This is a genomic window from Massilia sp. AB1, assembly GCF_018119385.1.
Classification (GTDB): domain Bacteria; phylum Pseudomonadota; class Gammaproteobacteria; order Burkholderiales; family Burkholderiaceae_D; genus Telluria.
The window spans coordinates 1-24968 of record NZ_JAGKSG010000032.1; the positions used below are offsets into that span (position 1 = coordinate 1).

Consider the following 24968-nt stretch of genomic DNA (forward strand, 5'->3'; position numbering starts at 1 on the left):
GCCGGGCCGCAGCTGGACGCCGATCGCGGCAGGCATCCATGCGGCGGGCGCCCGCAGCAGGGCCAGCAGCTGCAAGGCGCACAGCGCGCCGGCCAGGGCGAGCGGCAGGGCAAGCCGGCGCAGCAGGCCCTTCATGCCGCGCTCCGCAAGGCGGGCTGGCGCAGGGCCGCCGCCGCATCGGCCAGCATCCGGCTGATTTCCAGCGCGTGCCGGGGACGGTCCCCGGGCCGCTCGGCCAGCAGTTTGCGCAGCAGGGGCAGGGCCGGGGCGGCGCGGCCGGCGAACAGGGCGGCCTCGTCGGCCTGCAGGACGGCCGGCCGGCCCTGGGCCGCCAGCACGGCCGCCGCCTCTCGTCCATGGGCCTGCCAGGCCTGGCCGCAGGCGGCGCTGTAGCGCAGCAGGCGTCCGCACACCAGGTAGTAGAGCAGGGCGCCGAGGGCGAAAATGTCGCAGGCCGCGCCGGTCAGGTAGCCGTCCGCTCCGGGGAAGAACTGCTCGGGAGCCTGCCAGTTGGCGGTGCCGCCGTAGGAGTGGGCGCGCAGGTCGTCGAGGCGCCGGTTGGTGCCGAAATCGGCCAGCTTGAGGGTGTTCGTGCCGCGCTCGAGCAGCAGGTTGCCGGGCTTGAGGTCGAGGTGGCGCCAGCCATAGGCGTGCACCTTGGCCAGCGCCTGGTTGACCTGCGCGGCCCAGTCGAGGGCCTGCAGTACCGGCACCGGGCGGCCGGCGGCCTGCTCTGCGGCCAGGTGGGCGGCCAGGTCGCCGTCCAGCAGTTCGAGCGCCAGCGCCGGCATGCCCTGGTGTTCGCCGGCGTCGACCAGGCGCACGATGTGGCGGCCGTCCCAGGGCGCCAGGCCGCGCAGGAAGGCGAGCTCGGTGCGGGCGCAGGCGATCCAGCGGGCGCGAAGCGGCGCCGGCGCGCGTTCCATCTGCTCGGTGTTGACCAGCTTGAGCGCCACGCCCGGTCCGGCGCCCGGGGCGTCGGCGCGCCATACCACGCCGTAGGCGGAGCCGGCCAGCGCTTCGCGCAGCCGGTAGTGTCCACCCGCCAGTTCCACGATGCTGCCTGCTTCGACCATGTTCTCTCCTCATCCGCCAATGCCCTGGACAAGCGGGGGGCGGATGAAAGCGGGGCGCGCGTCCTGTTGACGCGCGCGCAGGCCACGATTTGTATCGGAAAGCTATAATTTGCGAATTTGCAATTGATGAGAGTTCGACGAGCCTCATGAGCGCCCAGCACGACCTGCTTCACCCAGCCGCAAGCGGAACTGTCGACGCACAGGCAGCGCCCAGCGCGCTGCGCATCGCCGTCGTCATCCCTGCTATAACGAGGCGCTGACGATCGGGCAGCTAGTGCGCGACTTCCACGTCCACCTGCCGCAGGCCCAGGTCTACGTCTTCGACAACAATTCCAGCGACAACACGGGCCAGCTTGCGCGCGAGGCCGGCGCCATCGTCCGCAACGTGGCGATGCAGGGCAAGGGCAGCGTGGTGCGGCGCATGTTCGCCGACGTCGAGGCCGACGCCTACATCATGATCGACGGCGACGGCACCTATGACGTGAGCGCGGCGCCGAGGCTGGTCGACAGGCTGCTGCACGACGGCCTGGACATGGTCGTGGGCAGCCGCGTCAGCGCCGGGCAGGGCGCCTACCGTTTCGGCCACCGGACGGGCAACAGCATGCTGACCGGCTTCCTCTCGACGATCTTCGGCCGCACCTTCACCGACATCCTGTCCGGCTACCGGGTGTTCTCGCGGCGCTACGTGAAGTCGTTCGCGGCGCATTCCTCGGGTTTCGAGATCGAGACCGAGCTGACGGTGCACGCACTCGAGCTCCGCATGCCAGTGGCGGAAGTCGAGACCGTGTACGGCGCACGCCCGGCAGGCTCGGTCAGCAAGCTCAGTACCTGCCGCGACGGCGTGCGCATCTTCCTGACCATCCTGCGGCTGTTCAAGTCCGAAAAGCCGCTGGGTTTCTATTCGATCGCCTTTGCCCTGTGCGCCCTGGCCTCGATCGACCTGGCGATTCCGATCTTCGTCACCTACCTGGAAACCGGCCTGGTGCCGCGCCTGCCCACCGCCGTGCTGTGCGCGGCATTGATGCTGCTCGGGGTGATCCTGCTCGCTTGCGGCATCATCCTCGACGCCGTCACCAAGGGACGCATCGAGCAGAAGCGTTTTTCCTATCTCGCCGTGCCCGCCTTCGATCCGTCCGGCGAAAATGCGTAGGGACGCACGCCCGGCGGGGCAGTTCGGCCGCTTCGCCGTGGCCGGCGCCTTCGGCATGGTGGTCGACATGGCCGTCCTCTACGCCGCGCTGGCCTTGGGGGCCGGCTGGATTGGGGGGCGCCTGCTGTCATTCCTGGCGGCGGCGAGCTTCACCTGGGCCGCCAACCGGCGCTACACCTTCACGGCGACCGCGTCGCCCTGGCGCGAGTGGGTGCGCTACCTCGCGAGCATGGCGGGCGGAATGGCGGTCAATTTGCTGGTGTACGGGCTGGTGCTCTCGCTGCTGCCGGAAGCGTGGTGGGCGCCGGGCGCCGCCGTGGCCTGCGGTTCCGCCGCCGGGCTGGCCGTCAATTTCGTCAGCGCGAAATTCCTGGTATTCAGAGCATGAGGGATGTCGATGGGTTCTCCTAAGCGGCTGTTCGCCGCACTCGAAGCATGGTTCGTGCGCCGCACCGCGGCGCTGGCGCACCCGCGGGCGCCGCGCCGCGCCATGTGGCTCGTGCCGGTGCTGTTCGGCCTGCTGTCGGTCGGCCTCGGCCAGGACCAGAACTGGGACCTGAGGAACTATCACTGGTACAACGCCTACGCCTTGCTGAACGGGCGGCTGGACATCGACATGGCCCCGGGCCAGTGGCAGAGCTATTTCAATCCGCTGATCGACCTTCCTTATTACCTGCTGAGTACGACACTGCCCGGCCCCGTGGTCGGTTTCCTGATGGGCTATGTGCATGGGCTGAACTTCGTGCTGCTGCTGGCCATAGGCCGCCGCCTGCTCGGCGAGCGCGCCGGCGGCGCGCGCCTGGCGCTGCTGCTGGCCCTGTCAGGGACCTGCGGCGCCGCCTTCCTGTCGGAGCTGGGCAATACGATGGGGGACAACCTGACCGCGCTGCTGGTCCTGTCCTCGCTGCTGCTGGTGCTGCGGCGCTGGGAGGCGCTGCAGGCCTGGTCCGCCGCCGCGGCCAGCCTCATGCTGCTGTCCGGCCTGCTCATGGGACTCGGCACGGGCCTGAAACTGACCAATGCCACCTATGCCGCCGCGCTCTGCATCGCGCTGCTGCTGGGCCTGGCCGCCCCCTTGCGCGCGCGGTTTGCCCTGGCCTTCACGCAAGGCTGCGGGGTCCTGGCGGGGATGCTGGTCACGGGGGGCTACTGGTGGCTGGAGATGTGGGAGCGCTTCGGCAATCCGCTCTTCCCTCAGTTCAACAACATCTTCCGCAGCCCGCTGGCGCAGCAATTGGGCGTGATCGACGATTTCCACCTGCCGCGCCATGCGCTGGAAGCCTTGTTCTGGCCCTTCGTCTTCGCCATCGATGTCGGCCGCGTATCGGAAATCCCGCTCAAGATCGCGGCCGTGCCTGTCCTCTATGCGCTGGCGCTGCTGTTCCTGGTGGTGCTGGCGGTGGACGGTGTCCGCGGCCGGAAGGCGCACGCCCGGCTTTCGCCACGTGCGCGTTTCATCCTGATCTTCGCCCTGGTCGCCTACCTGGCCTGGATGAAGCTGTTCGGCATCTACCGCTATCTGGTGCCGCTCGAACTGCTGGCGCCACTGCTGATCTGGATCCTCATTGAGCGCCTGGCGGCGCCCGGCAGGGCGGTGCGGATCGGCGGCTGGCTGCTGGCCGCCACCACCATCGTGGTGTTCCCCTTCGACACCTGGGGACACGGCGGCTGGGCCTCGCCGAACTTCAGCGCGCAAGTGCCGCCGCTTGCGCGGCCGGCTGCCACCATCGTGTTTACGGCCCATGGGGATCCGCCGATGGGCTGGCTGGCGACCTTCTTCCCGCGGGACGTGAAGCTCATTGCGCTGGCCGGCGGCTTCCCGGAATCGCCCCCCTATCTGGAGCGCATCCAGGCTGCCGTCGGGTCCCGCCCGGGGCCGCATTACGTGATGCTGTCGGCAGCCAGGAGCGACAAGGAGAACAGTCTGCAACGCAAGCGCGCGCTGGCGGACTTCTTCGGCTTCACCGCGAGTACGCAAGGCTGCGCCCGGCTGGAGAAACTGGCGCGCCGCCTCCACGCCGACGTCAAAGCGGCCGCCGAGCCCGGACGCGCCTGCACGCTGGAGTTGCCGCAGCGCTACCTCGCAGGACTGCCGGAACAAGACCGCGCCCTCATGCAGGCTGCCCGGCAGGGAATGCGCCGTTATGGCCTGAGGATCGACGAGGCCGCTTACAAGACTTATCCCGCCGCCCTGGGTGCGACGCCATTCCCGTTCCGCTTCTGCCCGGTGACGGTCGAGCGCTGAACGAACGAAGGGCCGGATCCTGCGGAACAGGTCCGGCCCCGCTTGCTGCCGTCCAGAGGACGGAAGGGGTGATCAGCGGCCGTAGTAGCCGCGGTCGCCGCGATCCCAGCGGTCGCCGCGGTCCCAGCGGTCATCGCGGTCCCAGTGGCGGCGGCCATGGCCATGGCCGCGTCCCGGATGGACGTAGACCGGGCGCGACTCGATGTACACGGGGCGCGGCTGGACATAGACCGGACGCGGTTCCACATACACCGGGCGCGGCTGCACGTAGACCGGCGCCGGGCGGTAGTTGCTGGTGGCGTAGCCGCGGTTGTCGTAATAACCACGGTTGTCGTAATAGCCACGATTATCGTAGTAGCGGCGGTCGTCGCGGGTCGAGATCGAGCTGCCCACCGCCGCGCCCAGCACGCCGCCGACGATGGCGCCCTCGGTGCCGCCGGCACTATGGCCGATGGCGGCGCCGAGCACCGCGCCAACGGCTGTGTTCGTACCGCGGTCGCCAGCCATGGCCGCTGGCGAAGCAGCGGCAGCCGCCAGCAGGACCGCACCAAAGGTTTTCGAATTCAACATGGCTTTTTCCTCTCGCCCCAGCGGAGATCGGATGATCGCTGCAACGCCGGGCATGGAATCACTATAGCCTCGTGTTCCAAGCATTCCACGCGTTAATACAGATTCTTACAACTCCGGCGCGGCTGTAACATTGGCCGCCGCCGCCGCCGCCGCCGCCGCCGCTGCCGCGGCCGGCCCTTGCAGTGGCGCGCCGCCGCCCCATCTACCCAGCATCTTCTTTCCGCGTCCACTTCCATGCGACCCAGCCGTAGCTTCGTGATCCTGCTTTCCCTCCTCGTCCTGCTCCAGGTGTACATCGGCATGCGGCTGCTGCCCGACCTGGCGCTGGGGATGGCCGGCAACATCGCCGCCGTGCTCGCCCTGGTGCTGCTGACCGTGCTGGTTCCGGTCGGTCTGATGTCGGCTTCGCTGCGCCGCCGGCGCTGGTCGGGGATGGTGGCCTGGGCCGGGCTGCTGTCGATGGGCTTTTTTTCTTCGCTGCTGGTGGCGACCCTGCTGCGCGACCTGGTGCTGCTGGGCCTGATGGCGGCCGGCCTCCTGAGCCCGGCGATCGGCCGGGGCAGTGCGCTCGCGGTGCCGCTGGTGGCCGCCGGCGTGACCCTGGTCGGCTTCGTGAACGCGCGCCGGGTCGCGCGCGTGGTCAGGGTCGACGTGCCGATCGCCCGGCTGCCGCCCGAGCTGCATGGCTATTCCATCGCCCAGATCTCCGACATCCATGTGGGGCCGACCATCAAGCGCGCCTTCCTGAACGCCATCGTCAACAAGGTCAACGCGCTCGGCGCCGACGCCATCGCGATCACGGGCGACCTGGTCGACGGCAGCGTGCAGCGCCTCAGCCTGCACACCCAGCCGCTGGCGCGCCTGGCCGCGCCCGACGGCGTGTACTTTGTCACCGGCAACCACGAATACTATTCGGGCGCCGAAGAATGGATCGCCGAGGTGCGCCGCCTGGGCGTGACCGTGCTGCTCAACCAGCACGTGGTGCGCCGGCGCGGCTCGGCGGCCCTCATGATTGCCGGGGTGGCCGACTACACGGCGCATTTCTTCAATCCCGCCCACCGCAGCGACCCGCGCGCCGCCGCGGCTGGGGCGCCGCAGGACGTCGACGTGCGCGTGCTGCTGGCCCACCAGCCGCGCAGCGCGCCGGAAGCGGCGGCCGCCGGCTTCCACCTGCAGCTGTCCGGCCATACGCACGGCGGCCAGTTCTTCCCCTGGAACCTGTTCGTGCCCCTGCAGCAGCCCTTCGTGGCCGGCCTGAAGCGGGTGCGCGAGATGTGGGTGTACACCAGCCGCGGCACCTGCTACTGGGGCCCGCCCAAGCGCTTCGGCGCGCCGTCCGAGATCACCCTGGTGCGCCTGGTCCCTCAGTAAAATACATGTCAATACGGAAATAAAAGCTCGGCAAAAACGCACCGGATGCGCTATTGTTGGCGTCTTTGTCGACCCGACCATAGGATACCCACGCATGAACCGCCGTAGCCTCCGTCTCCCCGTCCTGACCGTCCTTGCGGCCAGCCTTGCCAGCCTGGCCAGCCTGTCCGCCTACGCCGCCAGTCCCGGCAACGATCCGGCCGCGCTGGCGAAGATCCGCGACGCCGCGATGCAGAGCGACTACGCCTGGGAGCGCACGGCGGACATGACCGACCTGATCGGCCCGCGCCTGTCCGGCTCGCCGGGCGCGGCGGCGGCGGTGGCCCAGGTGGCCGAGGCCATGCGCAAGCTGGGCGCCAAGGTGACCCTGCAGCCGGTCAAGGTGCCGCACTGGGTGCGCGGCGTCGAGACCGGCGAGCTGGTCGCGTACAAGGGCCGTCCCGAGGGGATCACCCAGCGCGTGGTGCTCACCGCCCTGGGCGGCTCGGGCGCGACCCCGGCCGAGGGATTGACGGCGCCGGTGCTGGTCGTCAGGAGTTTCGACGAGCTGAAGGCGCGCGCCGGCGAGGTGAAGGGCAAGATCGTCCTGTTCGACGTGGCCTTCGACCAGCACATGGCGGACCGCGGCCTGGCCGGACCGGCGTACGGCCAGGGCTCCGCCTACCGCCGCGACGGCCCGCGCCTGGCCGCCGAGCTGGGCGCGGCGGCGGCCCTGGTGCGCTCGGTGGGCGGCGCCAGCTACCGCCTGCCGCACACGGGCGGCACCGGCCTGCAGGACAACGCGCGCATCCCGGCGGCGGCCGTGACGGCGGAGGACGCCATGCTGATGGCGCGCCTGGCCAAGCGTGGCCCGCTGAGCATGCGCATGGTGCTGACCCCGCAGATCCTGCCGGACGCCGACAGCTACAACGTGATCGCCGACCTGCCGGGCACCGACAAGGCCGACGAGATCGTGATCGTGTCCGGCCACCTGGATTCCTGGGACCTGTCCACCGGCGCGCACGACGACGCGGCCGGCGTGGCCAGCGCAATGGCCGTGCTCGATACCTTGAAGAAGCTCGATTACCGTCCGCGCCGCACGATCCGCATGATCGCCTGGATGAACGAAGAGAACGGCGCGCGCGGCGCGCGCGGCTACCTGGCGGCCGAGGAGGGCAACGCCGGCAAGCACTTCGGCGCGATCGAAAGCGACAACGGCGCCGGCCGTCCGTTCGGCATGCGCACCAGCGTGCCGCCGCAGGCGATGAAGCTGTTCAGCCCGCTACAAGCCGCCCTGCAGCCGCTGGGCGCGGGCGTTTTCCAGCGCCAGGACGCCTTGCAGACCGGCGACCTGTCGGGCCTGGAGCGCGCGGGCGTGCCCAGCTTCGCTCCGCTGATCGACACCTCCAGCTATTTCGATTACCACCACACGCCGGCCGACACGCTGGACAAGGTGGACCCGGACCACCTGCGCCGCCACGTGGCGGTGATGACGGCCACCGCCTGGTTCCTGGCCAACATGGACCAGCCGATCGGCCGCGCCAGCGTGCCGGAACGCTGATCCCGGGCGCGGCGTATCCCGGACCGGGGATCAAGCGCTCGGGATGCGCCTGACCGCGCGCGCATGGCCGCGGTAGGGCCGCCCGTAGATGGTCTGGATGCCGCTCGCAAAGTTCTGGCCCCAGACCAGCTGGACCCGGGTTTCGTGCGGCTCGCTGGACCAGTACCACTCGCGTTCGAAGGCTTCGCGCAGGTTGGCGAACAGGAGCGCCAGTTCGCGCCGGGACGGCAGCACGCCGCCGTTCTGCATGGCCCAGTCGCAGGCCGCCGGCCAGCTCACGTCCGCCACGTCGCCGGGCAGCAGGATCAGGTGGTAGTCGGGTTCTTCCTTCCCCAGGATCAGGCCTGCGTATTGCTCGTCTTCGCGCAGCATCCCCCGGATTTGCATGTATTCGCCCATGGTGTTCCTTCGCAAGTGATGGCAGTCCGGTTCGACCGTCCGCCCCGCACCTTAGTTGCGTGGATCTTACGATTTGGATCATGCAAATAGCTGATTTCTATCAAGAAACCATGTGGTGTGTGCTACCCGAGGAAACAGCGAAAAAAAAGTTGAACTTAGGAAGTTTCCTCCACTCAAAGAAGCATTCCGTTTCTTTGGCTCAGGGAGTTTCGCATGCACAAATTCGTTCAAGTTTCGTCGATTGCCCTCGGACGCGGCCTGCTGTGCGGCTGCGCCGCGATCCTGTTGAGCGCGTGCGGCGGCAATGGCGGCGACGCCGCAGCCGCCGGTCCGGTGACCCAGACCGCAGCCGAGGTGCTCGACAGCAAGACTTCTGCGGCCGTCCGCTTCGACCCAAGGAATCCGGCGGTGGCGGAAGCGGCAACGGCCGCCGCGATCGCCGGCACCAGCGCCGATGAGACCGCGGGACCGTCCGCGGAGAGCGCCACGCCTGAACCGGCGCCGGCCGCTCCGGCGCCTCAGCCTGCCGAGACGGCCGCCATGCCCGTGGCCCCCACTGCACCGGCCCCGGGCGCCGCTCCAGCCGCTGCCGGCACGGCCCGCATTTACGTCGCAGGCGCCGGGCAGGCGGCCGTGCTGTAGGAGCTCGGACCTCGGGCAGCAGCGGGGGCGCGATGGCCCGTGTCCGACGGATGAACTTTTCTGGCGGCCGGGAGCATAATGGAGTCCTTCCCACCCGACGCGGAAGGACAATCCCATGAAAACGCTCGTCCCGATTGCCGCCGCCGCGCTGCTGGCCGGCAGCGCCCCTGCGCTTGGCGCATCCTCCTCGCTCACCCCGGCGGACGAAGCGGCCGCCTTCAAGGCCGCCGGCTTTACGCTGAAGGGCAAGCAGTGGCGCAAGTGCGAAGATCCGTCGCCGGCGTATTCGCCAGGCGAACTCAGCGAGGTGCGTGACCTGAACGGCGATGGCGTGCCCGAAGCGCTGATCACCGAAAGCAGCAGCTTTTGTTTCGGGCATAGCGGCGCCGCCTACACGCTGGTGTCGAAACAGGCCACCGGCAGCTGGAAAAAAATCACGGGCGGGACGGGCATGGTGGCTGTCTTGCCTGCGAAGGGCAAGGACGGCTGGCCGGACCTCGAGGTCGGCGGCCCCGGCTTCTGTTTTCCGGTAGAGCGCTGGAATGGCAAGGCCTACGTGCTGAACCGGCACCAGTACGAGGGGAGGGCCTGCCGGCCGGGCCGGTGAGGCTAGTCGATCGGCAGCGCGATCTGCGGCCCTTGCTTGCCCTTGTTCACATCGGTGCTGACCTTGTGCCACTCGAAGGCTTCCGGCGGCAGCGCCGCGCGGCGCGCCAGCTCGGCGGCTTCGTCGGGCGTCAGGGCAGGGTCGAGCCAGAGCGCCGCATCTTCCGCATCGAGTACCACCGGGCGCCGGTCGTGGATGTCCAGCATTCCGCCCGACGCGTCGTCGGTGATCAGGACGAAGCCGGCCTCGGCCCGGTTCTCGGTGAAGGCGCCGAAATTCGCCAGCGCCAGCATGTAGAGGGGTGCACGGTCCTTGCGGTGGATGTGCCAGGGCTGCTTGTGGCCTTTTTCGCCGGTCCATTCGTACCAACCGTCGGCCGCGACCACGCCGCGCCCTGATTTCATCAGCGCGCGCCAGTAGCGGTTGGTGAGCTTTTCCATGCGGGCGTTGATGCAGACCGGGACCTTGTCCTTGGCCCAGCGCGCCTGGTAGCTCCAGTACACGTCGTCCACGCGCCGCTCGCCATCCTGGATGTGCATCACCGGCCGGTAAGTGCCGGGCGCGACGTTATAGGCCGGATCGGATTCGCTGTCGAATACGGCGTCCGTCCAGCCGAAGGCGCTGGCGTAGTTGCGCGCCGTCTGGCTCTGGTCAAATCGTCCACACATGGCTGCATCCTACCGCAAGCGCCGAAGAAGGCACGCACGCGTTCCGCCCGGCGCGCGCCTGCCGTGCGCCGTTTGGCCGTCCTCACCGGCGATGGTATGCTCAGGGGTAAATAGACAAATCGACATCGACAAGGAGCAGGTATGGCAGCAAGCTGGTGGAAGGTATTGAAGACCGTGCCGTGGAGCGAGGTGATCCACGCCGCGCCCCAGGTGGCAACGGGTGCGCGCCGCCTGTGGGACACCGTGGCGCGCCGCTCCGGCACCATGCCGCCGCCGGGTCCCATCATCGACGAGATCGAACCGCAGGAAGACGTGTTCGGCATCGTCATGGCGCGCCTGGACAAGAACGAGACCACGGTGGGCGAGCTGCGCGGCCAGATGCTGTCGGCCTCGGAGATCATCGCCAACCTGGCCGACCAGAACGCCCAGCTGATCGCCAAGATGGATGTCATCCGCACCCGCATGCTCTGGCTGAGCGTCGCCACCGGCGTCTCTTCGCTGCTGGCGCTGATCGCGCTGGCCCTGGTCGCCGCACGCACCTGAGGACCTGCCCGGCATGAAAGCGGTACTGATCCTGGCGACCTCGTTCGTCTTCATTTCGATGCTGATGAACGCGGCGCGCCGGCGCGGCAAGCTCGACGAGCGTGCGAACCGCGCCGTCGGCGGGCTGGCGAACTCGATGCGCTGGTTCGTCTGGGGCTTGCTGTTCTTCGTCGGCGTGGTGTGCGTCGCGATGGCCTGGCAGACCTTGCAGGCTCCTCGCTGATCCCGGCTCAGCCCGGCGCCGGCGCGGTGCCGAACAGCACCGCCAATTCCTCGATCGCGCGCAGCACGTGCCGCTTCAGGTAGAGCCGGTAGCGCCCGTAATAGATCGCCACATCGTCGTGGTAGTCGCAGCCCAGGACCTTGTCGTCCAGCTGGGTCGCGCGCGGGCAATAGCCGGCCACGCGGTAGAAACGGTACCCGGCCGACTGCCCGGGCGACTGTCCCGCGGCCGGCTTGGTCCACACGTGGCAGGCCGCGTTGCGGCACTTCGCCACCAGCTCCGTGATGTTGGACGCATCTTCCTTCGGATCGATGTAATCGCCAAACACCAGCGGGCGGCCGCTCGCCCTGGCGGTCTGCAGCAGGTCGTGCAGATTCACCAGGAGCATGAGGACGCAGGCTTCGTAGACGGTCTCGGACAGGTCGTACTGTCCCAGGCTCTGCATCAGCGAGCGGCAGGTGCGGATGGCCTGGCCGGCGTCGAAATCGGCGGGCGGCGAGGGCGGTGCGCGGCGTTCAAAAGGGAAGACGTTGTCGGTGTTCATGGTATGCAAGGCGTCTTGTGCTTGTGCTAACCATAGCACAGCGGCGGCGAGCGGCGGTTCAAGCGTGCGCATGGGCGTGCGATTCGCCAGGACAGCCCGCCAAAACCTTCGCGCAAACTGTTGGAATTCCGGTATCATTCGCCGGTTTATTTCTTTTTTTCAACAAATCGTGCTCATCTCCAAGCCAGAAGCAGGCGCCGGGCTGGCGGCGCGCATCATGAACCTGGTCGACTGCGGCATCGTCGTCGTCGACAGCCAGCAAGAAATCGCCTTGTGGAACAGCTGGATGGTGCCCCGTTCCGGACGGTCCGCCTCCCGAGTCCAGGGACAGCCCTTGTTCGACGTGTTCCCGGCCCTGCGCGGCTCGCGGGTCGAAGCGGCGGTGCTGGCGGCGCTGACCGATGGGCAGGCGGTCACTATCCCGCAGTCGCAGGACCGCACGCCTTTCCCGCTGCGCGAGGCCGGCAGCTTCGACGGCGCCCTGATCGAGCAGGCGGTGTCGGTGACGCCCTTCAGCGAGGACGGCGAACGCTGCTGCATGATCGAGATCCGCGACGTCAGCGGCTCCGCCGTGCGCGAACGCAAGCTGCTCGACCACGCCGAGTCGCTGCGCGCCCGTTCTTATGTGGACGGCCTGACCGGCATCGCCAACCGCCGCCACTTCGACGTGGCGCTGGAGCGCGAACTGCGCCGCGCCCAGCGCGCGGGCGGCGCGCTGTCGCTGCTGCTGGTCGACATCGATTCCTTCAAGGCCTACAACGACCACTTCGGCCACCAGCAGGGCGACAGCTGCCTGACCACGGTGGCGCAGGCGCTTGCCGCCATGCTCAAGCGTCCGGCCGATGTCGCGGCGCGCTACGGCGGCGAAGAGTTCGCCGCCATCCTGCCGGATACCTCGCTGGAACAGGCGCGCGCGCACGCCAACGCGATCCGCGAGCACGTGGCCGCGCTCAACCTGGTTCATGCGCCCGCGGCCGTGCATCCGATGGTCACTCTCAGCATCGGCGTGGCGAGCTTCGACAAGGACCGCCTGAACGAACCGGCGGCCCTGATCGAAGCGGCCGACAAGGCGCTCTACGCCGCCAAGCGCGGCGGCCGCAACCGGGTGGTGGCGGACGGCGACGCGGCCTGAGGGCCGGCCGCCGCTGTTCTAGCTTGATAGCGGCATCTTCGCGATCAGCTTGTCGAGCGTGATCGGATAATCGCGCACGCGCACGCCGGTGGCGTTGTAGATCGCATTCGCCACCGCGGCGGCCACCCCGCAGATCCCCAGCTCGCCCACGCCCTTGGCCTTCATCGGCGAGGAGACCGGATCGGCCTCCTCGAGGAAGATCACGTCCTGGTGCGGGATGTCGGCGTGCACCGGCACCTCGTAGCTGGCCAGGTCGTGGTTGACGAAGAAGCCGTGGCGCTGGTCCACCACCAGTTCTTCCATCAGGGCCGCGCCCACGCCCATGGTCATGGCGCCGATCACCTGGCTGCGCGCCGACTTCGGGTTGAGGATGCGCCCGGCCGAGCAGACCGCCAGCATGCGCCGCACGCGGGTCTCGCCGGTGTAGGCATCGACCGCTACTTCGACGAAGTGGCCGCCGAAGGTCGATTGCTGGAATTTCTTGTCCAGGTCGCCGTACTCCATGATGTCCTCGCCGACCAGTTCCGCGCCTGCCGCCACCTGGACCAGCGGCACCGTGCGTCCGCCTGCGCGCACCGCGCCGTCGGCGAACACGGCCTCGCTTTCCGCCACCCCCAGGCGCTGCGCGACCGCTTCGCGCAGCTTGACGCAGGCCGCGTAGACGCCGGCGGTGGAACTGTTGCCGCCCCACTGGCCGCCCGAGCCGGCGGAAATGGGGAAGTCCGAGTCGCCCAGGCGCACCTCGACGCGCTCGAGCGGCACGCCCAGCATCTCGGCCGCCGTCTGGGCGATGATGGTGTAGCTGCCGGTGCCGATGTCGGTCATGTCGGTCTCGACGGTGACCTTGCCCGCGCGGTCCAGGCGCACGCGCGCCGCCGACTTCATCACCAGGTTGTTGCGGAAGGCGGCCGCCACGCCCAGGCCGACCAGCCAGCGGCCGTCGCGCACCTGGCCGGGACGCGGATTGCGCTTCTTCCAGCCGAAGGTGTCGGCGCCGAGGCGCAGGCATTCGGCGAAGCGGCGTTCCGAGAACGGACGGACCGGCTTTTCCGGATCGACCTTGGTGTCGTTGAGGATGCGGAAGGCGATCGGGTCCATCCCCAGCTTCTCGGCCATCTCGTCCATGGCGATTTCGAGCGCCATCATGCCCGGCGCCTCGCCGGGCGCGCGCATGGCGTTGGCCTCGGGCAGGTCGAGGGTGGCCAGGCGCAAGGCCGTCATGCGGTGCGCGCCGGCGTACAGCAGGCGGGTTTGCTGGACCGCTGTCTCCGGCTGGCCATCGGGCAGGTCGCCGGACCAGCTTTCGTGGGCGATGGCGCTGATCTTGCCGTCGCGCGCAGCGCCGATCCGGATGCGCTGGATGGTCGCCGGGCGGTGGGTGGTGTTGTTCATCATGATGGCGCGCTGCAGGGCCACCTTGACCGGCCGCCTGGCGGCGCGCGCCCCGAGCGCCGCGCACAAGGCCTCGGCGCGCAGGAACAGCTTGCCGCCGAAGCCGCCGCCGATGAAGGGCGAGACCAGGCGCACATTGGCCGGCGGCAGGCCGAGGGTGCGGGCCAGGTCCTTGCGGCCCCAGTCGACCATCTGGTTCGAGGTGTAGACCGTCAGCTTGCCGCCTTCCCATAGGGCGAGCGTGGCGTGCGGTTCCATCATGGCGTGCGACTGGTCGGGCGTGGTGTAGGTGGCGTCCAGGCGCACCGGTGCTTCTTCGAAGGCGCGTGCGAAGTCGCCGACACTGGTATCGGGCTTTTCCTCCTTCTTGGGCACGCCCGCCGTCGGCTTGGCCGCGGCCAGGTCGTAGCGTCCGGGCTTCTTCTCGTAGCGCACCCGCACCAGGCCGGCGGCGGCGCGCGCCTGCTCGAAGGTCTCGGCGACGACGACGGCGACGGCCTGGTGATAGTGCTCGATGTTCGGACCGCCCAGCAGGTGGGCGGTGTTGAATTTGCCCTTGCCGAGCTTGCCGGCGTTGGCGGCCGTGACCACGGCGAGCACGCCCGGAGCGCGCTTCGCGGCGGCGGTGTCGACGGAGACGATGCGGCCCTTGGCGACGGCGGCGCCGACGATGTAGCCGTGCGCCGCGTTCGGGGCGATGTCGTGGCGTTCGTAGGCGTAGGGCGCGGTCCCGGTGCACTTGAGCGGGCCGTCGATACGGTCCGTCGGACGGCCGACGATCTTGAGCTGGTCGATCGGGTTCCGGGTGGCTGGCGTGGTGAATTTCATGGATCAGGCTTTCTTGAGGTCGTGCAGGACGCCGGCCAGGGTGCGCTGCACCAGCGGCAGCTTGAAGGCGTTGTGCTCGGTGGTCTTGCTGCCGGCCAGCAGCAGCTCGGTCACGGCGGCCGCCCCGGACTGCAGGCGCGCTTCGGCCGCCTCGACGCGCCAGGGCTTGTGCGCCACGCCGCCCAGGGCGATGCGGCCGCTGCCGTCCGGCTGGACGATGGCGGCCACCGACACCAGCGCAAACGCATAGGACGAGCGGTCGCGCACCTTACGGTAGACCTGGACGCCCCCGGCCGGCTTGGGCAGCTTGACCGCGGTGATCAGTTCTCCCGGTTCGAGCACGTGCTCGATGTGGGGCGTGTTGCCGGGCAGGCGGTGAAAGTCGGCGATCGGGATGACGCGCGTCTTGCCGTCCACGCGCACGGTCTCGACCTCGGCGTCCAGCACGCGCATGGCGACCGCCATGTCGCTCGGATGGGTGGCGATGCAGGCTTCGCTGGCGCCGACGATGGCGTGGTGGCGGCTGAATCCCTGCAGGGCGCCGCAGCCGCTGCCCGGGTTGCGTTTGTTGCAGGGCATGTTGGTGTCGTAGAAGTAGTAGCAGCGGGTACGCTGCAGCAGGTTGCCGGCCGTGGTGGCCTTGTTGCGCAGCTGGCCGGAGGCGCCGGAGACCAGGGCCCGCGTCAGCACGCCGTAGTCGCGGCGCACCCGCGCATCGGCCGCGAGGTCGGTATTGCGCACCAGGGCGCCGACCCGCAGGCCGCCGTCTGGCGTGGCTTCGATCTTGTCGAAGCCCAGGCCGTTGACGTCGATCAGGTGGGCGGGCGTTTCTATCTCGAGCTTCATCAGGTCGAGCAGGTTGGTGCCGCCCGCGATGAAGCGCGCGCCCGGCGTCCTGGCTGCGGCGGCCGCTTCGCCGGCGCTGGCGGCGCGCTGGTAGGTGAAGGGCTTCATGCGCGTCCTCCCGAGATTCCCGCAACCTCTCCGATCGCATCCAGGATGTTCGAGTAGGCGCCGCAGCGGCAGATATTGCCGCTCATGCGCTCGCGGATCTCTTCGAGGGACAGCAGGGGGCGCGCGCCGATGTCGGCGCTGGCGTGGCTGGGCACGCCCTGGCGGATCTCGTCGAGCACGGCGACGGCCGAGCAGATCTGGCCCGGGGTGCAGTAGCCGCACTGGTAGCCGTCGTGCTTGACGAAGGCCGCCTGCAGCGGATGCATGCGGTCCTTGCTGCCCAGCCCCTCGATGGTGGTGACTTCGGCGCCCTCGTGCATCACGGCCAGGCTCAGGCAGGAATTGATGCGGCGTCCGTCCACGATGACCGTGCAGGCGCCGCACTGGCCCTGGTCGCAGCCTTTCTTGGTGCCGGTCAGGCGCAGGTGTTCGCGCAGGGCGTCGAGCAGGGTGGTGCGGCTGTCGAGCTGTAGGGTGACGGCTTTGCCGTTCACCTTCATGCTGACCCCGGCGGTGCTTGGCGGGCGCTCCTGGACAGCGGCGGCATTGCCCTGGGCCGCGCCGGCCGGCATGGCGGCGCTCGACATGGACGCGGCGCCGGCAAGCAGGAGATTGCGGCGGCTGATCTTGACGTAGCTGAAATCGTGCATGCTCCCGTTCCTTTGCAGAGACCTCGGGCTTCCGGAGACCGGCCCGGTGCGCCGGAAGGGCGAGGCATGAACCTTGATTGAACTTTGCCGGGTACCGCTATCGAGGCATCGGGGCGGCCGGCACCGTCCGGCCTCGATTGGACGGCGGCCATCAGCTTGCGGGGTGGCTCGGGTTTCGCCTCGACGATGGGCCCTCGCCGCTGCCGCCGTGATCCCGCCTCGCAGCCCCGGCAGCCTGTTGGAATGTAGCGGTAACAGCGCCCAAGGATTCTAAGTCAGCGGACTTCAAGGCGCGCGTACGGTAGGGTACGGCAATTTTTCTCTATCAAAAGCAACAGCTCACCATGCGCGGGCCGGCGCCAGAGAGCCCGGCCATGGACTCCCTTAGCGCTGCAGCACATAGGCGCCCGGCGCCGGCGGCCGGTCGGGCAAGGCCGGGGGCGGCGCCACGCGCGGCCCCGCCCGCCGCGCCAGCCAGGCTTCCCATGCGGGCCACCAGCTGCCTTCGACCTGCTCGGTCCGTGCCTGCCAGGTGTCCGGGTCGATGTAGGGATCGGCGTGGGCGTGCACGCCGATCTGGTAGCTCCGCCTGGCGCTGCCGGGCGGCGCCACCACGCCCGCGTTATGGCCTCCCGAGGTCAGCAGGAAGGTCACTTCGGTATCGCTCAGCGGGATGATCTTGTAGACGGAACGCCAGGGCGCCACGTGGTCGGTCAGGGTGCCGATGGCAAAGATCGGCGCCGTGATGTCCGTCAGGGCCACCGGCCGCCCGCCGACGAGGTAGCGCGAGCTGGCCAGGCTGTTCCTGAGGAAGAGCCGGTGCAGGTAATCCGCGTGCATGCGGTAGGGCATGCGGGTGGCGTCCGCGTTCCAGGACATCAGGTCGGTCTCGCGGTCCGGGATGTCGAGCAGGTAATGGCGCAGCCGCCGCGACCAGATCAGGTCGTTCGACCGCAGCAGCTGGAAGGCGCCGGCCATCTGGCGCGTGTCGAGGTAGCCTTGCTGCCACATGGTCGCTTCCAGGAAGCTGACCTGGCTGTCGTCGATGAACAGGGACAGTTCGCCGGGCTCGGTGAAGTCCACCTGGGCCGCGAGCAGCGACATGCTGGCCAGCCGGCGGTCGTGGTCGCGCGCCATGGTGGCCGCCGCGATGGCCAGCAGGGTGCCGCCCAGGCAGTAGCCGGCGGCATTGATGTGCGGTGCGCCGGTCTGCTCGGTGATGGTGTCGATGGCCGCCATCACGCCCAGGCGGCGGTAGTCGTCCATCGACAGCTCGCGGTCTTCCGCCTGCGGATTCTTCCACGACACCATGTAGACCGTGTGTCCGCGCTCGACGAGGTAGCGCACCAGCGAATTGTGCGGCGACAGGTCGAGAATGTAGTACTTCATGATCCACGCCGGCACGATCAGCAGCGGCACCTCGTACACGTCCGGGGTGGCCGGATCGTAGCGCAGCAGCTCGATCAGCTCGTTCTGCATGACGACCCGTCCCGGCGTGACCGCCACCTCGCGGCCCGGGCGGAAGCTGGGCGGGCGCGCCTGGCCGGTCAGCGCCTCGCGTGCATCGCGCGCCGCCCGCATCGCGCCATTCAGCAGGTTCAGGCCGCCGCTCTCCAGGGCGGCGCGCTGGACGACCGGATTGGTGGCGACAAAGTTGGAGGGCGCCACGCAGTCGAGCATCTGGCGTGCGACGAAGGTCACCACGTCCGAATGGTGGGGCGACACGCCGCGCACGCCCGCAGTCGCGCGGTGCCACCATTGCTGAGTGAGCAGGAAGGCCTGGCTGATCTGGTGCCAGGGCCAGGCCTGCCAGTCCGGGTCGGCGAAGCGCTTGTCCTGCTCCAGGGGCCGCACCGGATCGGCGCCGCCGGTGCTCGCATAGGTCAGCCAGCGCTGGGTGTTGGTGGCGGCCTGGGTGAACAGCTCGTGCTGCTTGTCGGGCGACAGCATCAGGTGGCAGGCCCAGTCGAACCAGGCGACGCCGAGGGCGCCGGGCGACAGGTGACCGGTCATGCGGCCGAGCCAGGCGGACAGCACGAGGTCGGCGACGGCGTGGCCGACGGTGGCTTCCGGATAGCGCGGCTTGACGCCTTGCCAGGAGCTGGCTTCCAGGCGCCGTGTGCTGTCGGCGGCTTCGGGGCGGGTATCGGGTGGCATCGTCAGTGTGCGATCAGGAGTGGGCTTGTGCTGCGCGCCAGCAGGGCGCGCGTGACGCCGCCGAGCACGAATTCGCGGTAGCGGCTGTGGCCGAAGGCGCCGGTGACCAGCAGGCTGGCGCCGGCGCGGCGCGCCACCGCCATCAGGGCCTCGCCGGCGCTGTCGCGTGTGTGCTCCAGCACCACCTCGACCCTGGCGCCGTGGCGGGCCAGGTGCAGGGCCATGTCGGCCCCCGGTTCCTCGCCATGCAGGTCGCCCATGGTGTCGGGATTGACGAGGGTGAGCTTGACCGACTCGGCCTGCCGCAGCAGCGGCATGGCGGCGGCGATGGCGCGGATCGCCTGCACGCTGCCGTCCCAGCCGACCACGGCGTGGCCGTTCAGCGGCAGGTCGGGCCAGCCGGCCGGCACCACCAGCACGGGCCGGGCGCCGTGCAGGGCGACGTACTCGGGCAAGCCGCGCACCTGGGTCGCCAGCCCGGGAATGGGCGGAGCCTCGGCTTCGCGGCTGACCACGACCAGGTCGGCATAGCGCGACTCGAGCAGCAGCGCGTAGCGGGCGTCGTCCTCGATCATGCGGCTCTCGAAGGACGCGACGCCCAGGCGCTGGATGGCGGTTTCGAATTGCCGCAGGCGCAGCTGGACCGCCTCGCGCACGCCGTTGAAATCGGACTCCGGCATCATCGGCGCGCCCATGGAGCCGGTCAGCAGGGCGTAGTCGAGCCAGGATATCCCGGTCGCGGCGCTGCCCACGAGATGGGCCTCCTGTTCATTGGCGAGCCGGGCGGCGGCGCGCAGCCGGGTCTCCTGCTCCGGGCTGCCGTCGACATGCACCACGATGGTCTTGTACATGCTCGTTCCTTTCAAACGGGTTGGCGGACCCGTGCGGCCTGCTTTCCATACGACCGGCGAGCCGGGTCAGCAAGGGAATCTGGCCGGGCGACCGATGCTTGATTGGATCACCCTGTTGCCAATGTATTCCTTTGCCTGATCTGTGTCAGTAATGCGATTGAGATGGATCAAAGAACTTGTAAAAAAGCGTGGCCGAGTTGGCTTGGCAGCGCGCTGAAGATGTATTTCCCGCGTGGTGTGCGACTAGGCTTACGCAAGGACGCGGCATGGATTACCGAAAAACGGGCTTGTACGGAGGATTTGTATCCCAATCTCTGGTTGCGTACCGGCGCGAGTGGTCGGTTCTCTTTGTGTCTCCATCTCAGCATGGCTGAGGATTCGGCCGCTGCCGGCAGTACGGGCAGCGGCTCTTTTTTTTCGTCCCAGTGGTCTATGCCAGTCAGAGGAAGCGCTTTCCCCCAGTTGCACGCCGCGGCGGGCTGCAGCCGGGCGAATCGGGCCTCCTACCGCGATCCGCCTGGATGCTTGGACACCGTAGCAATGGCATGTAAGTTATTCCGACAGGAACGATGGCCCCGGAGTGGCTGAGCTGTTTCGTCAATCGCGGGCCTAGGCCACTGAACGCGGCCGGGGGCGAACAGGCAGCAGCAGCGGGCGGCTCTCTTGCCGCATGGGCAAAATTGCCAGGATGATCCTGGCAGGGCATGCATGTGCTAGAATGCCGCGCGCTGCCCGGATGGTGAAACTGGTAGACACTGGGGACTTAAAATCCCCCGCCAGGAATGGCGTGCCGGTTCGATTCCGGCTCCGGGCACCACGAATTTTCTCTTCTGTTCACAGCGAACTGCCGCCCTTCACGGCCGCGTTCGCGGGACCTTGCCTGCGGGCGCGCCGCGCGACCGGTGCGGATCGCGCCAGGCATCCAGCGAGTCAGTCTCCGCGCTTCGCATGCACAGGGCGATATTTTCCGCCGCGCCGGATTCCAGCCGTCGCCAACAATCCAAGCCCAAGCAGCGCCAGGGAGGCCGGCTCCGGTACCTGCCGGATGTGGCCGGTCGCCCCGGTGCGGGGAATCTCCGTGGTCCAGCCGGACCCGCCTGGGGCATGCCCTGGTCGCTGTTCGCGTCCTGCACGGTGAAGACGATGCTGTTCGACTCCAACCTGATAGGGTGCTCGCTGTTGTTCGCGTAGATATAGCCGCTCAGGTAGCCGCCCCGATGGAAGCTCAGTTCCATGCCGAGGTCGCCCAAGCCGTGCGCGAAGCCCTCGGTTCTCGGGAAATAGGTCATCGGCGTGTACACGCCGGGAAAGGCGGCGTGCATGGACAGCAGGCCGGAACCCGGACGAGGCATGGGCGGCTGCTCGGGGACGAGGTGAAAGCTGAATGCGCCGCTCCTGACCGTGTCATGGTCGAACTCCAGCCGGAGCGTGATCCCATACGGCGTCTCGTGGTTGAGGGCGCGCCATTCATACAGGACGCCAGCTTGGGCGAGGACGGGAGATAGCAGCAGGGCCGCGACCAGGACGGAAATCTTCATTGAATCCTCCATGGGGAAATGATTTCGACCACGCAATGTTCGGGCCAGAAACCCGTGTCCTTGATCTGAGGAAGGTTTACCGCCGGTTCCTCCGCGCGGCGCGACTGTTTGTAAAAAATCCGACGCCCAGGACGGGCGAAGCAGCAATGCACATACCGAGTAGCCGGCCCCGACATTGGAAGGGTGGCAAGGATGGTGTAGCATGCACGGCGGCGCCGGACGGCGCCACGCCGACGCCTGAAGCATGCATGAGGACCACCATTTGAACATCACGATCAACGACGAGCTCCGATCCTTCGTCGACCCCCTGACGCCCATCGAATACGCCGCCCTCGAGCGCAGCCTGCTCGCGGAAGGCTGCCGCGACGCGCTGGTGCTGTGGGGCGACGTGCTGATCGACGGCCATAACCGCTACGAGATCTGCCGCAAGCACGGCATCGACTTCCGCACCGTCCAGAACGACAAGTTCACGTCCCTGGAAGACGTGATGCTCTGGATGATCGACAACCACCTGGCGCGCCGCAGCGTATCCGACTTCCAGCGCGGCGTGCTCGCCCTGCGCAAGAAGGAAATCCATGCTGCCCGCGTGGTGGAAAGACCCGAAGCCGACGAGGGCGACAAGAACGACCCCGGCGCCGACACCACGCCGCCCTGGAACACGCGCGAAGACATCGCCCGCGCAGCCCGCGTGTCGAGCAACACCATCAGCCAGATCGAGCGCATCCAGAAGGCCGCCACGCCCCAGCTGCGCGAGGCCGTGCGCCAGGGGACGATCTCGATCAATGCCGCCGCCAACGTGGCCCAGCTGCCGGAAGCGGTGCAGATCGCCGCGGTCGCCGGCGGCCGCAAGGAGCTGCAGCAGGCCGCGCGCCAGGTGCGCGAGCAGAAAGCCGCCAGCCGTCCGCGCAAGGAAACGCCCGAGGGCGAGCCGGTCGACGAGAAGGCCGCCTTGCGCGCCGAGGTGGCCGCGCTGAAAGACCGCGTCGCCACCTTGATGACCGAGAACGAAGTACTGAAGCAACGCCTGGCCGCAGCGGGCGCCCAGGACGCATAACACCATCCTCCAGGAGACCTTCACCCATGCTCAGACCCCGTCTCATCGTCACCGCGCTGCTCGGCGCCGCCGCATTCACGGCCCAGGCCGCCCACGCCGAGCCCGCCCTCAAGCCGGCCGCGCAGCACGCCGCCAGCAGCGCCGACATCGCGCGCTGGAAGAAGGCGGCGCAGCAGGTGACGATCCTGCGCGACAAGTGGGGCATTCCGCACGTGTTTGGCAAGACCGATGCGGATGCGGTGTTCGGCATGATCTATGCGCAGGCGGAAGACGATTTCAACCGGGTCGAGCTCAACTACATCAACGCGATGGGGCGCCTGGCCGAGGTAGAGGGCGAAAAGGAGATCTGGCGCGACCTGCGCATGAAGCTGTACATCCAGCCGGACGCCATGAAGGCCAAGTACGCCGCCAGCCCGGCCTGGCTGAAGAAGCTCATGAATTCCTTCGCCGACGGGCTCAACTGGTACCTGCACACCCATCCCGAGGTCACGCCCAAGCTCATCACCCGCTTCGAGCCGTGGATGGCGCTGAGCTTCAGCGAGGGCAGTATCGGCGGCGACATCGAATCCATCGACCTCAAGCAGCTGGAGCAGTTCTACGGCAAGCGCACCGAGCTGGCGCAGCTGGACGCCGGCAAAGGCTTCGACCCGGAGCCGCGCGGCTCCAACGGTTTCGCGATCGCGCCCAAGCTGAGCAAGTCGGGACGCGCGCTCCTGATGATCAATCCGCACACCTCCTTCTACTTCCGCCCCGAAGTGCACATGGTGAGCGAGGAGGGCCTGAACGCCTACGGCGCCGTCACCTGGGGCCAGTTCTTCATCTACCAGGGGTTCAACGAGAAGCTGGGCTGGATGCATACCTCGGGCGGCGGCGATGTGATCGACGAATACCTGGAAACGGTCACGGAGCGCGGCGGCAAGTTCTTCTACAAGTACGGCGAGGGCGAGCGCCAGGTGCGCGCCGTGCCGGTCACCCTGCCGTACAAGACGCCAGGCGGCGCCATGGCCAGCCGCACCGTCACCGCGTATTTCACCCACCACGGCCCGGTGGTGCGCGCGCTGGACGGCAAGTGGGTTGCGGTCAGGATGATGGACGAGCCCCTCAAGGCGCTCACCCAGTCCTACACCCGCACCAAGGCCAGGAACTACAACGCTTTCTACAAGGCGATGGAGCTGCGCACCAATTCCTCGAACAACACGGTGTATGCGGACGCCGACGGCAACATCGCCTACTTCCACGGCAACTTCATCCCGAAACGCGACCCGCGCTTCGACTGGAGCAAGCCGGTGGACGGCAGCAACCCGGCCACCGAGTGGAAGGGCCTGCACGACATCCGCGAGACGATCACCTTGTTCAATCCGGCCAGCGGCTATATCTCGAACACCAACAACTGGCCCTTCAGCAGCTCCGGCGCCAGCAGCCCCAGGCGCCAGGACTATCCGGACTACATGTGGTCGCTGCCCGAGAACGCGCGCGGCCGCCACGCCGAGCGCGTGCTCAAGGGCGCGAAGGACTTCAGCATCGACAGCCTGATCGCCGCTTCCTACGACAGCCACCTGACCGCCTTCGAGCCGCTGCTGCCTCAGCTGTTCCAGGACTACGAAGCGCTGCCGGAGACCGATCCGCGCAAGGCCCAGCTGGGCGAGCAGGTCGCGGTGCTGCGCAACTGGGACCAGCGCTACGCGGCGGCCTCGGTGCCGACCTCGCTGGCCATCTACTGGGGCCAGGACATGGTGGCGCAGCACGGCGCGCGCGCCCGCGCCCAGGGCACGCCGGCGGTGGACTTCATCACCAGCCAGCTGAACGGCGAGGAGCGCCTGGCCTCGCTGGCGCGCGCCTCTAGCAAGCTGCAGGCCGATTTCGGCGACTGGCGCACGCCCTGGGGCGAGATCAACCGCTTCCAGCGCATCAGCGGCGACATCGACCAGCAGTACGACGACAGCAAGCCGAGCTGGCCGGTGGCCTTCGCCTCGGCCAACTGGGGTTCGCTGGCGTCCTTCGGCATGGTGGCCAAGCAGAAGACCAGGCGCATCTATGGCGACCGCGGCAACAGCTTCGTGGCCGCCGTCGAGTTCGGTCCGCGCGTGCGCGCCAAGAGCATCCTGGCCGGCGGGCAGAGCGGCGATCCGCGCTCGCCGCACTTCAGCGACCAGGCCGAGATGTACAGCCGCGGCGAATTCAAGGATGTCCTGTTCTACAAGGAAGACATCGAGAAGCAGCTCGAACGGCGCTACCATCCGGGCATGTGAACCCATGAGCCTGAGCGAAAAGCAGAAAATGCTTGCCGGCCTGCCTTACCACGCCGGCGACGCGGAACTGCGGGCCGAGCAGGCGGCAGCCGCCGCCTGGCTGGCGCGCTATAACGCGGCGCTGGGCGAGCCGGTGCCGGTGTGGCAGGCGCTGCTGGCCGAGCGGGCCGCGCGCGTAGGGCAGGGCGCCGTGCTGCGCCCGCCTTTCCATTGCGACTACGGCTGGAACATCGCGTTCGGGGCGCGCGTGTTCGTCAACTTCGACTGCGTCTTCCTCGACGTCGCCCCGATCACGATCGGCGACGACACCCGCATCGGCCCCGGCGTGCATATCTACACGGCCGACCATCCGCGCGACCCCGTGCAGCGCCGCGCCGGCTTCGAATCGGGCCGGCCCGTCACCATCGGCTGCAATGTCTGGATCGGCGGCGGGGCCATCATCCTGCCCGGGGTGACGGTCGGCGACGACGCCATCATCGGCGCCGGCAGCGTGGTCACCCACGACGTGGCGGCTGGTGCGAGCGTGGCGGGAAACCCGGCCCAGGTGCTGGCCGGCGGCTAGGGCTGCTTGCTATAATCCAACTC

24 protein-coding genes and 1 tRNA gene are annotated in these 24968 nt (G+C 68.5%); 14 read left to right on the forward strand and 11 right to left on the reverse strand.

Going from position 1 to position 24968, the window contains the following annotated elements:
• Window positions 1-131 precede the first annotated feature (131 nt).
• A complete protein-coding gene (locus J8847_RS17280) occupies window positions 132-1076 on the reverse strand; it encodes a protein kinase (protein ID WP_211525949.1) in 945 nt (314 codons plus the stop codon).
• Between the two features lie 274 nt (window positions 1077-1350).
• Between J8847_RS17280 and J8847_RS17285 the strand changes: the two genes are divergently transcribed.
• Genes J8847_RS17285 through J8847_RS17295 form a run of 3 tightly spaced genes read left to right on the forward strand, consistent with a single transcriptional unit; the run spans window position 1351 to window position 4471 of the window.
• On the forward strand, window positions 1351-2226 hold the full coding sequence (locus tag J8847_RS17285) for a glycosyltransferase (protein WP_373999929.1): 876 nt from the start codon (window positions 1351-1353) through the stop codon (window positions 2224-2226).
• On the forward strand, window positions 2219-2614 hold the full coding sequence (locus J8847_RS17290) for a GtrA family protein (protein WP_211525950.1): 396 nt from the start codon (window positions 2219-2221) through the stop codon (window positions 2612-2614). Before J8847_RS17285 ends, J8847_RS17290 begins: the two co-directional genes overlap by 8 nt.
• Before the next feature lie 9 nt (window positions 2615-2623).
• Entirely contained in the window at window positions 2624-4471 is a 1848-nt protein-coding gene (locus J8847_RS17295; protein WP_211525951.1) for a hypothetical protein, read from the forward strand.
• A gap of 72 nt (window positions 4472-4543) precedes the next feature.
• On the opposite strand, the gene J8847_RS17300 is transcribed toward J8847_RS17295, so the two are convergent.
• On the reverse strand, window positions 4544-5041 hold the full coding sequence (locus J8847_RS17300) for a glycine zipper domain-containing protein (RefSeq protein WP_211525952.1): 498 nt from the start codon (window positions 5039-5041) through the stop codon (window positions 4544-4546).
• A 234-nt stretch (window positions 5042-5275) separates the two neighbouring features.
• Between J8847_RS17300 and J8847_RS17305 the strand changes: the two genes are divergently transcribed.
• Both J8847_RS17305 and J8847_RS17310 read left to right on the forward strand, forming a co-directional pair.
• Window positions 5276-6412: a metallophosphoesterase gene (locus J8847_RS17305; protein WP_211525953.1), complete on the forward strand. Its 1137-nt coding sequence runs from the start codon at window positions 5276-5278 to the stop codon at window positions 6410-6412.
• A 94-nt stretch (window positions 6413-6506) separates the two neighbouring features.
• Window positions 6507-7952: a M20/M25/M40 family metallo-hydrolase gene (locus tag J8847_RS17310; protein WP_211525954.1), complete on the forward strand. Its 1446-nt coding sequence runs from the start codon at window positions 6507-6509 to the stop codon at window positions 7950-7952.
• A 30-nt stretch (window positions 7953-7982) separates the two neighbouring features.
• Here J8847_RS17310 and J8847_RS17315 read toward each other — a convergent pair whose 3' ends face one another.
• Window positions 7983-8339, reverse strand: a complete 357-nt coding sequence (locus J8847_RS17315) for a DUF1566 domain-containing protein (protein WP_229429749.1) — start codon at window positions 8337-8339, stop codon at window positions 7983-7985.
• Between the two features lie 225 nt (window positions 8340-8564).
• Between J8847_RS17315 and J8847_RS17320 the strand changes: the two genes are divergently transcribed.
• The gene (locus tag J8847_RS17320) at window positions 8565-8993 is read left to right on the forward strand and encodes a hypothetical protein (protein WP_211525956.1); all 429 of its coding nucleotides are present in this window, start codon (window positions 8565-8567) and stop codon (window positions 8991-8993) included.
• A gap of 115 nt (window positions 8994-9108) precedes the next feature.
• Window positions 9109-9600, forward strand: a complete 492-nt coding sequence (locus tag J8847_RS17325) for a hypothetical protein (protein WP_211525957.1) — start codon at window positions 9109-9111, stop codon at window positions 9598-9600.
• 2 nt (window positions 9601-9602) lie between these two features.
• Here the strand turns inward: J8847_RS17325 and J8847_RS17330 are convergent, their stop codons facing one another.
• Window positions 9603-10268 carry an SOS response-associated peptidase gene (locus tag J8847_RS17330; RefSeq protein WP_211525958.1) on the reverse strand — a complete coding sequence of 222 codons (666 nt, stop codon included), beginning with the start codon at window positions 10266-10268 and terminating at the stop codon, window positions 9603-9605.
• A gap of 141 nt (window positions 10269-10409) precedes the next feature.
• On the opposite strand from J8847_RS17330, the gene J8847_RS17335 reads away from it, so the two are divergent.
• Both J8847_RS17335 and J8847_RS17340 read left to right on the forward strand, forming a co-directional pair.
• Complete coding sequence (locus J8847_RS17335; protein ID WP_229429750.1) at window positions 10410-10811, forward strand: hypothetical protein; 402 nt, start codon at window positions 10410-10412, stop codon at window positions 10809-10811.
• A 13-nt stretch (window positions 10812-10824) separates the two neighbouring features.
• Complete coding sequence (locus tag J8847_RS17340) at window positions 10825-11034, forward strand: hypothetical protein (RefSeq protein WP_211525959.1); 210 nt, start codon at window positions 10825-10827, stop codon at window positions 11032-11034.
• A 7-nt stretch (window positions 11035-11041) separates the two neighbouring features.
• On the opposite strand, the gene J8847_RS17345 is transcribed toward J8847_RS17340, so the two are convergent.
• Window positions 11042-11587, reverse strand: a complete 546-nt coding sequence (locus J8847_RS17345) for a hypothetical protein (RefSeq protein ID WP_211525960.1) — start codon at window positions 11585-11587, stop codon at window positions 11042-11044.
• A 160-nt stretch (window positions 11588-11747) separates the two neighbouring features.
• On the opposite strand from J8847_RS17345, the gene J8847_RS17350 reads away from it, so the two are divergent.
• Window positions 11748-12710 (forward strand): diguanylate cyclase domain-containing protein, encoded by a 963-nt coding sequence (locus J8847_RS17350; RefSeq protein WP_373888801.1) that lies wholly within the window; start codon window positions 11748-11750, stop codon window positions 12708-12710.
• A gap of 18 nt (window positions 12711-12728) precedes the next feature.
• Here the strand turns inward: J8847_RS17350 and paoC are convergent, their stop codons facing one another.
• The 5 genes from paoC to J8847_RS17375 form a co-directional block, all read right to left on the reverse strand.
• The gene (gene paoC, locus J8847_RS17355; RefSeq protein ID WP_211525961.1) at window positions 12729-14930 is read right to left on the reverse strand and encodes an aldehyde oxidoreductase molybdenum-binding subunit PaoC; all 2202 of its coding nucleotides are present in this window, start codon (window positions 14928-14930) and stop codon (window positions 12729-12731) included.
• A 3-nt stretch (window positions 14931-14933) separates the two neighbouring features.
• A complete protein-coding gene (locus tag J8847_RS17360) occupies window positions 14934-15884 on the reverse strand; it encodes a xanthine dehydrogenase family protein subunit M (protein ID WP_211525962.1) in 951 nt (316 codons plus the stop codon).
• Complete coding sequence (paoA, locus tag J8847_RS17365; RefSeq protein WP_211525963.1) at window positions 15881-16534, reverse strand: aldehyde dehydrogenase iron-sulfur subunit PaoA; 654 nt, start codon at window positions 16532-16534, stop codon at window positions 15881-15883. The genes J8847_RS17360 and paoA overlap by 4 nt, the downstream gene beginning before the upstream one ends.
• A 384-nt stretch (window positions 16535-16918) precedes the next feature.
• The gene (locus tag J8847_RS17370; RefSeq protein WP_211525964.1) at window positions 16919-18691 is read right to left on the reverse strand and encodes an alpha/beta hydrolase; all 1773 of its coding nucleotides are present in this window, start codon (window positions 18689-18691) and stop codon (window positions 16919-16921) included.
• Between the two features lie 2 nt (window positions 18692-18693).
• Window positions 18694-19542, reverse strand: a complete 849-nt coding sequence (locus J8847_RS17375) for a universal stress protein (RefSeq protein WP_211525965.1) — start codon at window positions 19540-19542, stop codon at window positions 18694-18696.
• Between the two features lie 730 nt (window positions 19543-20272).
• Between J8847_RS17375 and J8847_RS17380 the strand changes: the two genes are divergently transcribed.
• Window positions 20273-20359 (forward strand) — tRNA-Leu (locus J8847_RS17380).
• Between the two features lie 113 nt (window positions 20360-20472).
• Here the strand turns inward: J8847_RS17380 and J8847_RS17385 are convergent.
• Complete coding sequence (locus J8847_RS17385; RefSeq protein ID WP_211525997.1) at window positions 20473-20928, reverse strand: PEP-CTERM sorting domain-containing protein; 456 nt, start codon at window positions 20926-20928, stop codon at window positions 20473-20475.
• 414 nt (window positions 20929-21342) lie between these two features.
• On the opposite strand from J8847_RS17385, the gene J8847_RS17390 reads away from it, so the two are divergent.
• From J8847_RS17390 to J8847_RS17400, 3 genes are read left to right on the forward strand one after another with little or no spacing between them, the layout of a single operon-like run.
• Window positions 21343-22134 (forward strand): hypothetical protein, encoded by a 792-nt coding sequence (locus tag J8847_RS17390; protein ID WP_211525966.1) that lies wholly within the window; start codon window positions 21343-21345, stop codon window positions 22132-22134.
• A gap of 26 nt (window positions 22135-22160) precedes the next feature.
• The gene (locus J8847_RS17395) at window positions 22161-24383 is read left to right on the forward strand and encodes a penicillin acylase family protein (RefSeq protein ID WP_211525967.1); all 2223 of its coding nucleotides are present in this window, start codon (window positions 22161-22163) and stop codon (window positions 24381-24383) included.
• Between the two features lie 4 nt (window positions 24384-24387).
• Window positions 24388-24945 carry a sugar O-acetyltransferase gene (locus tag J8847_RS17400; RefSeq protein ID WP_211525968.1) on the forward strand — a complete coding sequence of 186 codons (558 nt, stop codon included), beginning with the start codon at window positions 24388-24390 and terminating at the stop codon, window positions 24943-24945.
• Window positions 24946-24968 lie beyond the last annotated feature (23 nt).